Below are 11,775 nucleotides of genomic sequence, written 5' to 3' on the forward strand. Positions count from 1 at the left end.
CGTTCTCGACGTTCTGCAGGTTGCTCAGGTTCAGGTCGATCACGTTGTTCTGCGCGGTGGCGGTGTAAACGATGGCCAGGGTGTCGTTGCCTTCGTTGGCGTTTTCCTGAACCAGGGCCAGTTCGCCAGCCTGATCGATGCCGTAGGCGTCATCGCCCTTGCCGCCGATCATGGTGTCCAGGCCTGCGCCGCCGTTGAGCTGGTTGTTGCCGTCGTTGCCGATCAGCACGTTGTTCAGCGAGTTACCGATGCCGTCGATGTTGGCGGTGCCGGTCAGGGTCAGGTTTTCGACGTTGGCACCCAAAGTAAATGAAACCGAAGACCTGACAGTGTCGATTTCGCTGGCAATGGTGCTGGTTTCAACGACGTAATCGCCGACGTTATCAACGATGTAGGTGTCATTGCCGGTGCCACCCGCCATGTAATCGGCACCTGCGCCACCGTCGATGATGTTGTTGCCGGAGTTGCCGGTGATGCGGTTGCCCAGTTCGTTGCCGGTGGCATTGAGATTGGCGCCGCCGATCAGGTTAAGGTTTTCTACGTTGGCACCCAGGGTGTAGTCGATCGAGGAGTTGACCGTGTCGATTTCCGAGGCCAGGGTACTGGTTTCGACGACTACGTCGCCGACATTGTCGACATAGTAAGTGTCGTTGCCGGCACCGCCGATCATGGTATCGGCGCCCTCGTTGCCAACCAGCAGGTTATCCAGCGCGTTACCGGTCAGCACGTCGTCAAACGCAGAGCCGACGGCGTTTTCAATCTTGGTACCCCAGGCGATGGTCAGACCGTTGTTGATGGCCGTCAGCGTGTTGAGGTCGAGGAAGCTCTTGCCGATGTTGCTGAACTGGCCTTCATTCAGGTTGATTTTCACCCCGGCCAATTGGTTGCTGCCGTCGATGGTATCGATACCGCCCGAATCCCAGATTGTCTCGAACACCGACTGGGTAGGCGCCCAGCTGTAAGTTGTGTTGCCGGCCTGCCAGTGAGTATTGGCGCCATAAAGGTTCTGGATCGCGAGGATGTCCAGAAGCATCGGAGTGGTCGGCTGGTACGAATAGGAGTCGTTGTAGCTCATGATGGTGTAACGGACATCGTCCACGGACGGGTCGATGACCGTCGGGTTCAAGGCGCTCGCCGAGAAGGGGTGTTTGAGGCCGATCGCATGGCCGATCTCGTGCATGAACGTCAGGTAATCGTACGACCCCTTGACCGGCGACAGGCTGTTGGTCTCCGGGCCAATCCACACGTCCCCGCCCTTTGGGGTCTCGTCAGGCAGGTAAGCCCACGCGGCCGTTTTTTCGTCCATGGACGCGTAACCGCCGAAACGCAGGTCACCGACATTGACGATGTTGTCACTGGTCTTGCTGAACAGGATGTTGGCGACGGAACTCCAGGAATCGAGTGCATTGGAAACGGCGGTCTGCTGAGCGGCTGTCAGCGAGTACGAATCCAGATACTCGTTTTTCGAGCTGTAGTTGATCGCGAAATACGAAACACCCGGCGTCATGAAACTGTAGGTCAGCGAAGTGACGGCGGTGGGATCGCTCCACTTGACGCTTTCCCATTTTGTACCGCCAATGAGACTGTTGACGGGGGCAGAGCCAGTCAGGGACGCGGACCAAGTATCGGTGTAACCAGTAGGACGAGGCATGTGGATTTCCTGGATGGGCTGCGGTCCTTCCTGAATGCGACCGCTACAAAAAAGGCGATTCTGCACCAGAAACGTTACGTTTGACATCATCTGGCCACTACTTTCTGATCGATGGCGTCAAATAACTGACCGGGCGAACTGTATCGGCGAGTCGAGTAGAATCCTGAAGCCCGTTTCACTGCCTTTTGTCTATTACAGGCCATCCATATCCATGACCGTTCCCAGTTCCTTAATCCGTGAAACCTTCCCCGTCGGTCCTTTGCAGTGCAACTGCACGATCATCGGCGACCCGATCACGAAGAAAGCCATCGTCGTCGACCCGGGCGGTAACCCTGATCTGATCATGGCCCGTCTCGATGCCCTGGGGCTGAAGGTGGTGAGCATCATCCACACCCACGCGCACCTCGATCACTTCCTCGCCTCCGGTCAGATGAAAGAGAAAACCGGTGCAACCCTGCACCTGCATAAAGAGGATCAGTTCCTGTGGGACAACCTGGAGATGCAATGCCAGATGTTCGGTGTGCCCTACACCCCGGTGCCGTCACCGGATCGCTGGCTGAGCGACGACGAGGAACTCGCTTGCGGCTGCGGCGTGGCGCTGCACACGCCGGGGCATACACCCGGTTCCATGAGCTTTTGGTTTTCCGAGGCTAAGCTGTTGATTGCCGGTGACACATTGTTCCGGCGCGGAGTAGGGCGCACGGATTTGTGGGGCGGCGATCAGGCGACCATCGTGCGATCGATCAAGCAGCGGCTGTACACACTGGATGAGGACGCGACCGTTGTGGCCGGACATGGCCCGGATACGCGTCTGGGCGATGAAATGCGGGAAAATCCGTTCGTGCGCGCCTAAACATTTTGTCACGAGTGCCCGGCGGAATTTTTGTGCATTGTCATGATCCAACGCCCGCAAAGGTCCATTGCCAAACGGCCGTTGCACCACAGAATGCAAAAAAGTAGGAGCTCTCCATGTTCACCACGCGTCGTTTGATTATTGTCGCTACTGCCGTAGCCGTACTGTCCGGCTGCGCCTCGCCCAACCCCTATGACAATCAGGGTCAGGCCGACGGTGGCTCCCAGGGCATGAGCAAAACCGCCAAGTACGGCGGCCTCGGTGCACTGGCCGGTGCGCTGGCCGGTGCTGCCATCGATCACAATAACCGCGGTAAGGGCGCCCTGATCGGCGCTGCCGTCGTCGGTGCTTCCGCTGCCGGTTACGGTTACTACGCCGATCAGCAGGAGAAGAAACTGCGCGCCAGCATGGCCAACACCGGCGTTGAAGTGCAGCGTCAGGGCGACCAGATCAAGCTGATCATGCCGGGCAACATTACCTTCGCCACCGATTCGGCGAACATCGCTCCAAGCTTCTACCAGCCGCTGAACAACCTGGCCAACTCGCTCAAGGAGTTCAACCAGAACCAGATCGAGATCGTCGGGTACACCGACAGCACCGGCAGTCGCCAGCACAACATGGACCTTTCCCAGCGTCGTGCGCAGAGCGTGGCGACTTACCTGACTTCGCAAGGCGTCAGCGGTGCCAACCTGTCGGCCCGTGGTGCCGGCCCGGATAATCCGATCGCCAGCAACGGTGACGTCAATGGCCGTGCGCAGAACCGTCGCGTTGAAGTCAACCTGAAGGCGATCCCGGGCCAGCAGTACGGGGGTCAGCAGCAACAACAGCCGGGTACGGTTCAGCAGTATCCGTAACCGTCAGGTACAAAAAAGCCCCCGGACAAGTGATTGTCCGGGGGCTTTTTGTTGGTGCGAAGGCTGATTACTTCTTCAGGCCGTAGTGCTCATCCAGCATGCCAGGCGAGTTAGGGGTCTTCGGCGCGTAGTCGCGCGGTGGCTCCTGGCTGTGCGGTGGCGTCAGGCGTTCACGTGGAGCCTGAACCGCTTCGGAGTGCAGAGAGGCCAGCAGACGCTGACGGGTCTGTTCGTCCAGGGCCAGACGATTGGCGCCCTCGGCGAGATGGTCCTGCACTTCCTGATAGCTCTGGGTCAGCTTCTTGACCAGATTGGCGGTGCTGTTGAAGTGGGTCACCACTTCATTCTGATAACTGTCGAAACGTTCCTGAATGTCGTCCAGTTGACGCTGTGTGCGGCTGGGCGCGGCATTCGGCGCAACGCGTGCGATCAGGAAACCAATGGCGACACCCACAACCAGGGCAAGAGTCGGTAACAACCAAACTAAGAGCGAGTGTTCCACGAGTCCTTCCTCTATAAACGGCTTTGCTTTACGTTAACGGCTCGAACCTGCGCTGTATACCGCGATTCACTCGCAATAGATTGGCACAGACAATTTGCTAGACGAGTCGACCCGATTCGAGGTCACGGAGTTCCTTCCTTGCTGATGCGTGAAACCCCTGTAGTGATTGATGGCCCGGTGGGTCAACTTGAATCCCTGTATCTGGATAACGAACAGCCACGCGGCATCGCGCTGATCTGCCATCCCAACCCGGTGCAGGGCGGCACCATGCTCAACAAGGTCGTCTCGACCCTGCAGCGCACCGCGCGCGACGCGGGCCTGATCACCCTGCGCTTCAACTACCGCGGCGTCGGTGCCAGCGAAGGTTCCCATGACATGGGCAGCGGTGAAGTCGATGACGCCCGGGCAGCCGCTGCCTGGCTGCTGGAAAAACACCCGGATCTGCCGTTGACCCTGTTCGGTTTCTCCTTCGGCGGATTTGTTGCAGCAAGTCTCGGCGGTCGTCTTGAAGCACAAGGCGTGGCGCTCAAGCATCTGTTCATGGTCGCGCCTGCGGTCATGCGCCTGGGCGATCAGGATCAGTTGCCGCAGCACGGTGAGCTGACCGTGATCCAGCCGGAAACCGACGAAGTGATCGATCCGCAACTGGTCTACGAATGGTCCGACAAACTCCGCCGCCCCCATGAGCTGCTGAAAGTGGCAGAATGCGGACACTTTTTTCATGGCAAGCTGACCGATCTCAAGGATCTGATCCTGCCGCGTCTTTCGAATTGATTGCAGTCTGACAAGCGATTACCCATGACGAACCGTACCCGCATCCTCACCGGCATCACCACCACCGGCACCCCGCACCTGGGCAACTACGCCGGTGCCATCCGCCCGGCGATCGTCGCCAGCCGTGACACGAACGCCGACTCGTTCTACTTCCTGGCCGACTATCACGCCCTGATCAAGTGCGATGACCCGTTGCGCATCCAGCGCTCGCGTCTGGAAATCGCTGCGACCTGGCTGGCCGGTGGTCTGGATGTGGATCGTGTGACGTTCTACCGTCAGTCCGACATTCCGGAGATCCCCGAGCTGACCTGGCTGCTGACCTGCGTCGCCGCCAAGGGCCTGCTCAATCGTGCTCACGCCTACAAGGCTTCGGTGGACAAGAACGTCGAGACCGGCGAAGACCCGGATGCCGGCATCACCATGGGTCTGTACAGCTATCCGGTGCTGATGGCGGCGGACATCCTGATGTTCAACGCGCACAAGGTGCCGGTCGGTCGCGACCAGATCCAGCACGTGGAAATGGCCCGCGACATCGGCCAGCGCTTCAACCACCTGTTTGGTCAGGGCAAGGAGTTCTTCACCATGCCCGAAGCGCTGATCGAGGAGAGCGTCGCCACGTTGCCGGGCCTGGACGGTCGCAAGATGTCCAAGAGCTACGACAACACCATCCCGCTGTTCACCAGCGCCAAGGACATGAAGGACGCGATCTCGCGCATCGTTACCGACTCCCGTGCGCCGGGCGAAGCGAAAGATCCGGACAACTCGCACCTGTTCACCCTGTTCCAGGCGTTCGCCACGCCGGCGCAGGCCGATGAGTTCCGCAGCGAGCTGCTGGGCGGTCTGGGTTGGGGCGAAGCGAAGAACCGTCTGTTCCAGTTGCTCGACAACGAGCTGGGCGAGTCCCGCGAGCGTTACCACCAGTTGATCGAGCGTCCGGCAGATCTGGAAGACATCCTGCAGCACGGCGCCAAGAAGGCCCGTGCGGTGGCGACGCCGTTCCTTAATGAGCTGCGCGAAGCGGTCGGCCTGCGCTCGTTCGTCAATCAGGTTCAGGTGGCTGCGACCACCAAGAAGAAAGCCGCGAAAGCCGCGCGCTTCGTCAGCTTCCGCGAAGACGACGGCAGCTTCCGTTTCCGTCTGCTGGCGGCTGACGGCGAGCAATTGCTGCTGTCGCGCAACTTCGCCGATGGTAAAACCGCCGGCCAGGTGACCAAGCAACTGCAATCGGGTCAGGCGCTGGATGTACGCAACGAAGACCTGAGCTTCAGCGTCTGGCTGCAAGGCGAGTGTGTCGGTGACAGCCCGGCGTTCGCCGACGTGGCTGCGCGGGATGCTGCCGTCGAGGCTTTGCGGATCGCTCTGACACCGGTTCAGGAATAATCAACGGGCCGGCCCGACCAAGGGCCGATTGCCATTCCCACGGGCCATCGCTACAGTGACGGCCCGTTTTTGTTGCCTTGCTAACGAATTATGACGCCCCTAGAACGATATCAAGCTGATCTGAAACGCCCGGACTTCTTCCATGACGCGGCGCAGGAAACTGCCGTGCGTCACTTGCAACGCCTGTACGACGATCTGATCGCGGCCGAGCAGAACAAGCCGGGTTTGCTGGGCAAGCTGTTTGGCAAAAAGGATCAGACGCCGGTCAAGGGCCTGTACTTCTGGGGCGGCGTGGGCCGCGGCAAGACTTACCTGGTGGACACCTTCTTCGAAGCGTTGCCATTCAAGGAAAAGACCCGCACCCACTTCCACCGCTTCATGAAGCGCGTGCACGAAGAGATGAAGACCCTCGGCGGCGAGAAAAACCCGCTGACCATCATCGCCAAGCGTTTTGCGACTGAATCGCGGGTCATCTGCTTCGATGAATTCTTCGTTTCCGACATCACCGATGCCATGATCCTCGGCACGCTGATGGAAGAGCTGTTCAAGAACGGCGTAACCCTGGTCGCCACTTCGAACATCGTGCCGGACGGTCTGTACAAGGATGGCCTGCAACGCGCGCGCTTCCTGCCGGCCATCGCGCTGATCAAGCAGAACACCGAAATCGTCAACGTCGACAGCGGTGTCGATTACCGTCTGCGTCACCTTGAGCAGGCAGAGCTGTTCCACTTCCCGCTCGACGAGGTCGCCCACGAGAGCCTGCGCAAGAGCTTCCGAGCGCTGACGCCTGAATGCACGGCCGCTGTGGAAAACGATGTGCTGATCATCGAGAACCGCGAAATCCGCGCCCTGCGCACCTGCGATGACGTGGCCTGGTTCGACTTCCGCGAACTGTGTGACGGCCCGCGCAGCCAGAACGACTACATCGAACTGGGCAAGATCTTCCACGCCGTGCTGCTCAGTGGCGTGGAGCAGATGAGCGTCACCACCGACGACATCGCCCGTCGGTTCATCAACATGGTCGACGAGTTCTACGACCGTAACGTCAAGCTGATCATTTCTGCCGAAGTCGAGTTGAAAGACCTGTACACCGGCGGGCGTCTGACGTTCGAATTCCAGCGGACCCTCAGCCGCCTGCTGGAGATGCAATCCCACGAATTCCTGTCCCGGGCACACAAGCCTTAAACGGATTCGGCAAACAAAAAGGGCCTGCAGATGCAGGCCCTTTTTTGTGTCTGGTCGAATCGTCAGGCAGCTTGCTGAAACTGCTGTCGATACTGGTTCGGCGACAGTTCGGTGTGCTGGCGGAACAGGCGTGCGAAAAAGCTCGCATCGTCGTAGCCGACTTCGTAGCTGATGGTCTTGATGCTCTTGCGGCTGCCGGAGAGCAGGCCCTTGGCGGTCTCGATGCGCAGCCGTTGCAGATAATGCAGCGGCTTGTCACCGGTGGCGGTCTGGAAGCGGCGCATGAAGTTGCGAATGCTCATGCCGTGCTCGCGGGCCACGTCCTCGAAACGGAACTTGTCGGCGAAATGCTCTTCGAGCCAGTGCTGGATCTGCAGGATGATCACGTCCTGGTGCAGCTTCTGGCCGCCGAAACCGATGCGGCCCGGTGAGTAGCTGCGCTGTACTTCATAAAGAATGTCACGAGCCACTGCCTGGGCCACATTGGCACCGCAGAAGCGTTCGATCAGATAGATATAGAGGTCACAGGCCGAGGTGGTGCCGCCGGCGCAGTACAGGTTGTCGGCGTCGGTCAGGTGCTTGTCCTGATTGAGATAGACCTGCGGAAAACGCTCGGCGAAGGCATTGAAGAAACGCCAGTAGGTGGTCGCTTCCTTGCCGTTGAGCAGGCCGGCCTCGGCCAGCCAGAACACCCCGGTGGCCTCGCCGCAGAGGACGGCGCCGCGCGCATGTTGTTCACGCAGCCACGGCAGGACCTGTGGATAACGTTGGCACAGCGTGTCGAAGTCATCCCAGAAGGCCGGGAGGATGATGACGTCGGCGTTTTCCAGACCGCCGTCCACCGGCATGACCACGTCACTGAAGCTGTTAACCGGTTTGCCGTCGGGGCTGACCAGGCGGGTTTCGAACGCCGGAGTCAGGCCGTGGCCCAGTTGTTTGCCGTAACGCAGGCTGGCCAGATGGAAGAAATCCTTGGCTTGCATGAGGGTGGAAGCGAAAACCCGGTCGATCGCCAGGATGCTGACGCGCCGCAAGGGCGTGGAGACTTGCTTGGACATAATTCAACTTTTGTTTTTATAAGGGAAAGTGGTCACCAGACGGCTGGATCGTCTTATTTTTTGTCGGATGTGTCCAGTGTCCTGTAACGGGTGTGCGGCTTAGTCTCTGAAGGACTGATCCCTCCAACAAGAACGAAAGGTGACGCATGATTCCCAGAACCCTGTTCAGCTCCGAGCACGAATTGTTCCGCGACAGCGTGCGGACTTTCCTTGAAAAAGAGGCGGTGCCGTTCCACGGGCAATGGGAAAAACAAGGCTACATCGACCGTAAACTCTGGAGCAAGGCAGGGGAGGCGGGGATGCTCTGTTCGCATCTGCCGGAGGAATACGGCGGGCTGGGGGCGGACTTCCTGTACAGCGCCGTGGTGATCGAGGAAGTGGGGCGACTGGGCCTGACCGGCATCGGTTTCTCGCTGCATTCGGACATCGTTGCGCCGTACATCCTGCATTACGGCAGCGAGGCGCTGAAGCAGAAATACCTGCCGAAACTGGTGTCCGGCGAGATGGTCAGCGCCATCGCCATGACCGAGCCAGGCGCGGGTTCCGACTTGCAGGGGGTCAAGACCACCGCCGTGCTGGACGGTGACGAGTATGTGATCAACGGCTCGAAAACCTTTATCACCAATGGCTTCTTGGCGGATCTGGTGATTGTCGTTGCCAAGACCGATCCCAAGGCCGGCGCCAAGGGCACCAGCCTGTTTCTGGTAGAGGCGAACACGCCGGGCTTCGACAAGGGCAAGCGCCTGGAGAAGGTCGGAATGAAGGCCCAGGATACGTCGGAATTGTTCTTCCAGGACGTGCGAGTGCCGAAGGAAAACCTGTTGGGGCAGGCCGGGGCCGGGTTTGCGTATCTGATGCAGGAACTGCCGCAGGAGCGGTTGACGGTGGCGATTGGCGGGTTGGCTTCAGCCGAGGCAGCACTGCAATGGACGCTGGATTACACCCGTGACCGCAAGGCCTTCGGCAAGGCCATCGCCGACTTCCAGAATACCCGCTTCAAACTGGCGGAAATGGCCACCGAGATTCAGATCGGCCGCGTATTCGTCGATCGCTGCCTGGAGCTGCACCTTCAGGGCAAGCTGGATGTGCCGACGGCGGCAATGGCCAAATACTGGGGCACCGACCTGCAATGCAAGGTGCTCGACGAGTGCGTGCAGTTGCATGGCGGCTACGGTTTCATGTGGGAGTACCCGGTGGCCCGGGCGTGGGCGGATGCGCGGGTGCAGCGGATCTATGCCGGCACCAACGAAATCATGAAAGAAATTATTGCGCGGTCGCTATGACCCGGGCGCTCCCACGTTTGTGCGTGGGAGCGCGGCTTTTAGTGCCGGATCAAGGTGCCGGGTTCGGATGATCCTTGTGAATCGCTTCAATCCCTTCAAGCACTTCGTCTGAAAGATTCAGATAGAAACTGGCAATGTTGCTGTCCAGTTGCTCCAGCGTCGTCGCCCCGATGATGTTGCTGGTGACGAACGGTTGCCGATTGACGAAGGCCAGCGCCATTTGCGCCGGATCCAGGCCATGTTCCCGGGCGAGTGCCACGTAACGGCTGCACGCCGCTTCCGATTGCGCGTTGAAGTAGCGGCTGAAGCGGCTGTAGAGGCTCAGACGACCTTTTGGCGGGCGGGCGCCACCTTCGTACTTGCCTGACAGGAAGCCGAATGCCAGCGGCGAATAGGCGAGCAAGCCGCACTGTTCGCGAATGGCGATCTCGGCCAGACCGACTTCGAAGCTGCGATTGAGCAGGTTATACGGGTTCTGGATCGATACGGCGCGCGGCCAGCCACGGGCTTCGGCCAGGGCGAGGAAGCGCATGGTGCCCCACGGGGTTTCGTTGGACAGACCGATGTGGCGGATCTTGCCGGCCTTCACTTGCTCATCGAGCGCTTCGAGGGTGTCTTCGAGCGGAGTGAGGTTGGCTTCGATCTTGTGTTTGTAGCCCAGTTGTCCGAAAAAGTTGGTGCTGCGCTCCGGCCAGTGCAGTTGATACAGGTCGATGTAATCGGTCTGCAGGCGCTTGAGGCTGGCGTCCACGGCTTCGGTGATGTGCTGGCGGTTGTGGCGCAGGTTCTTGTCGCGGATATAGTCGATGGTGTTGCCGGGGCCGGCGACCTTGCTGGCGAGGATCCAGTCGGCGCGGTCGCCGCGACTCTTGAAATAATTGCCGATGTAGCGCTCGGTGGTGGCATAGGTTTCGGCTTTCGGCGGCACCGGGTACATCTCGGCGGTGTCGATGAAATTGATCCCGGCGCCCTTGGCCCGCTCGATCTGGGCGAAGGCTTCGGCTTCAGTGTTTTGCTCGCCCCAGGTCATGGTGCCGAGGCAGATTGCACTCACGTTCAGGTCGGTACGGCCTAGCTGGCGATAGTCCATCGGGTGCTCCTTGGGCAAAACAAGCATAAAAGCAGGTTGAAATTTTTTTCGCAATCTGCATAATTGCCGACCTCTTTCTGCAGTGGAAGTGATGCCCCGCCGCCGAAGAATCTTGCCGTTGAACGGACGCGCCGACCCGAGCCCCCGAAAGCGTCTGTATCCGGCTGCCTTTGACTTGTCAAAGTACGCACTATTCAGTAAGATCCGCCGTCTTATTTACAGGCGGCCCCTGAGGCTATAAAGAATGAAAACTTTTACTGCTAAACCGGAAACAGTAAAGCGCGACTGGTTTGTCGTCGACGCTGCTGGTCAGACCCTGGGTCGTCTGGCCACCGAAATCGCGAGCCGTCTGCGTGGCAAGCACAAGCCTGAGTACACTCCTCACGTTGACACCGGCGACTACATCGTCGTGATCAACGCCGAGCAAGTTCGTGTAACCGGTGCTAAAACCACTGACAAAATGTACTACTCCCACTCCGGTTTCCCGGGCGGTATCAAGTCGATCAACTTTGAAAAACTGATCGCCAAGGCCCCTGAGCGCGTGATCGAGACCGCGGTTAAAGGCATGCTGCCTAAGAACCCGCTGGGTCGCGACATGTACCGTAAGCTGAAAGTCTATGCGGGCGCTGCACACCCTCATACTGCTCAGCAGCCCCAAGAACTGAAGATTTAACGGAATAGTTCATTATGTCGGCGACTCAAAATTACGGCACTGGCCGTCGCAAGACCGCAACCGCACGCGTTTTCCTGCGTCCGGGTACTGGTAACATCTCCATCAACAACCGTTCGCTGGAAACCTTCTTCGGCCGCGAAACTGCCCGCATGGTAGTTCGTCAGCCGCTGGAGCTGACCGAGACTGTCGAGAAGTTCGACATCTACGTCACCGTGATCGGCGGTGGTGTAAGTGGTCAGGCTGGCGCAATCCGCCACGGTATCACTCGCGCTCTGATGGACTACGACGAAACCCTGCGTAGCGCTCTGCGCAAAGCTGGCTTCGTTACCCGCGACGCCCGTGAAGTTGAACGTAAGAAAGTTGGTCTGCGTAAAGCGCGTAAGCGTCCGCAGTACTCGAAGCGTTAATTCCGCTTCCGCGTTCAAAAAGAACGCCCGATTCCTCACGGAACCGGGCGTTTTTTTATGCGTGC

At 59.2% G+C, this 11,775-nt stretch carries 12 protein-coding genes; 8 read left to right on the forward strand and 4 right to left on the reverse strand.

What is annotated here, in order from left to right; all coding sequences use genetic code 11:
- A partial coding sequence (locus DXT77_RS11265) for a M10 family metallopeptidase (RefSeq protein ID WP_147406994.1) occupies positions 1–1,651 on the reverse strand: 1,651 nt, incomplete at its 3' end.
- A gap of 211 nt (positions 1,652–1,862) precedes the next feature.
- On the opposite strand from DXT77_RS11265, the gene DXT77_RS11270 reads away from it, so the two are divergent.
- Both DXT77_RS11270 and DXT77_RS11275 read left to right on the forward strand, forming a co-directional pair.
- The gene (locus tag DXT77_RS11270; RefSeq protein WP_119427672.1) at positions 1,863–2,504 is read left to right on the forward strand and encodes an MBL fold metallo-hydrolase; all 642 of its coding nucleotides are present in this window, start codon (positions 1,863–1,865) and stop codon (positions 2,502–2,504) included.
- A gap of 116 nt (positions 2,505–2,620) precedes the next feature.
- The gene (locus DXT77_RS11275; protein ID WP_119427673.1) at positions 2,621–3,358 is read left to right on the forward strand and encodes an OmpA family protein; all 738 of its coding nucleotides are present in this window, start codon (positions 2,621–2,623) and stop codon (positions 3,356–3,358) included.
- 67 nt (positions 3,359–3,425) lie between these two features.
- On the opposite strand, the gene DXT77_RS11280 is transcribed toward DXT77_RS11275, so the two are convergent.
- A complete protein-coding gene (locus DXT77_RS11280) occupies positions 3,426–3,860 on the reverse strand; it encodes a YhcB family protein (protein WP_085709336.1) in 435 nt (144 codons plus the stop codon).
- A gap of 144 nt (positions 3,861–4,004) precedes the next feature.
- On the opposite strand from DXT77_RS11280, the gene DXT77_RS11285 reads away from it, so the two are divergent.
- The 3 genes from DXT77_RS11285 (at position 4,005) to zapE (ending at position 7,199) form a co-directional block, all read left to right on the forward strand.
- A complete protein-coding gene (locus tag DXT77_RS11285; RefSeq protein ID WP_119427944.1) occupies positions 4,005–4,634 on the forward strand; it encodes an alpha/beta hydrolase in 630 nt (209 codons plus the stop codon).
- Between the two features lie 24 nt (positions 4,635–4,658).
- Complete coding sequence (locus DXT77_RS11290) at positions 4,659–6,014, forward strand: tryptophan--tRNA ligase (protein ID WP_119427674.1); 1,356 nt, start codon at positions 4,659–4,661, stop codon at positions 6,012–6,014.
- A gap of 90 nt (positions 6,015–6,104) precedes the next feature.
- Entirely contained in the window at positions 6,105–7,199 is a 1,095-nt protein-coding gene (zapE, locus tag DXT77_RS11295; RefSeq protein WP_085700854.1) for a cell division protein ZapE, read from the forward strand.
- 62 nt (positions 7,200–7,261) lie between these two features.
- Here zapE and DXT77_RS11300 read toward each other — a convergent pair whose 3' ends face one another.
- Positions 7,262–8,158 (reverse strand): GlxA family transcriptional regulator, encoded by an 897-nt coding sequence (locus DXT77_RS11300; protein WP_173861364.1) that lies wholly within the window; start codon positions 8,156–8,158, stop codon positions 7,262–7,264.
- Between the two features lie 245 nt (positions 8,159–8,403).
- Here DXT77_RS11300 and DXT77_RS11305 point away from each other — a divergent pair, with 245 nt between their 5' ends.
- Positions 8,404–9,540, forward strand: coding sequence for an acyl-CoA dehydrogenase family protein (locus DXT77_RS11305; RefSeq protein WP_119427675.1), 1,137 nt, complete (start codon positions 8,404–8,406; stop codon positions 9,538–9,540).
- A gap of 49 nt (positions 9,541–9,589) precedes the next feature.
- Here DXT77_RS11305 and DXT77_RS11310 read toward each other — a convergent pair whose 3' ends face one another.
- A complete protein-coding gene (locus tag DXT77_RS11310) occupies positions 9,590–10,630 on the reverse strand; it encodes an NADP(H)-dependent aldo-keto reductase (RefSeq protein ID WP_119427676.1) in 1,041 nt (346 codons plus the stop codon).
- A gap of 244 nt (positions 10,631–10,874) precedes the next feature.
- Here DXT77_RS11310 and rplM point away from each other — a divergent pair, with 244 nt between their 5' ends.
- Positions 10,875–11,303 carry a 50S ribosomal protein L13 gene (gene rplM / locus DXT77_RS11315; RefSeq protein ID WP_007928449.1) on the forward strand — a complete coding sequence of 143 codons (429 nt, stop codon included), beginning with the start codon at positions 10,875–10,877 and terminating at the stop codon, positions 11,301–11,303.
- Between the two features lie 14 nt (positions 11,304–11,317).
- Positions 11,318–11,710 carry a 30S ribosomal protein S9 gene (gene rpsI / locus DXT77_RS11320; protein ID WP_119427677.1) on the forward strand — a complete coding sequence of 131 codons (393 nt, stop codon included), beginning with the start codon at positions 11,318–11,320 and terminating at the stop codon, positions 11,708–11,710.
- Positions 11,711–11,775: the final 65 nt, after the last annotated feature.

The sequence above is a fragment of the Pseudomonas sp. 91RF genome, from assembly GCF_003576265.1.
GTDB lineage: Bacteria > Pseudomonadota > Gammaproteobacteria > Pseudomonadales > Pseudomonadaceae > Aquipseudomonas > Aquipseudomonas kribbensis.

Bases quoted from the DNA above. Each gene is read 5' to 3' on its own strand.
- DXT77_RS11270 (WP_119427672.1), top strand. From the start codon at position 1,863: ATGACCGTTCCCAGTTCCTTAATCCGTGAAACCTTCCCCGTCGGTCCT.
- DXT77_RS11275 (WP_119427673.1), top strand. From the start codon at position 2,621: ATGTTCACCACGCGTCGTTTGATTATTGTCGCTACTGCCGTAGCCGTA.
- DXT77_RS11285 (WP_119427944.1), top strand. From the start codon at position 4,005: ATGCGTGAAACCCCTGTAGTGATTGATGGCCCGGTGGGTCAACTTGAA.
- DXT77_RS11290 (WP_119427674.1), top strand. From the start codon at position 4,659: ATGACGAACCGTACCCGCATCCTCACCGGCATCACCACCACCGGCACC.
- zapE (WP_085700854.1), top strand. From the start codon at position 6,105: ATGACGCCCCTAGAACGATATCAAGCTGATCTGAAACGCCCGGACTTC.
- DXT77_RS11305 (WP_119427675.1), top strand. From the start codon at position 8,404: ATGATTCCCAGAACCCTGTTCAGCTCCGAGCACGAATTGTTCCGCGAC.
- DXT77_RS11310 (WP_119427676.1), bottom strand. From the start codon at position 10,630: ATGGACTATCGCCAGCTAGGCCGTACCGACCTGAACGTGAGTGCAATC.
- rplM (WP_007928449.1), top strand. From the start codon at position 10,875: ATGAAAACTTTTACTGCTAAACCGGAAACAGTAAAGCGCGACTGGTTT.
- rpsI (WP_119427677.1), top strand. From the start codon at position 11,318: ATGTCGGCGACTCAAAATTACGGCACTGGCCGTCGCAAGACCGCAACC.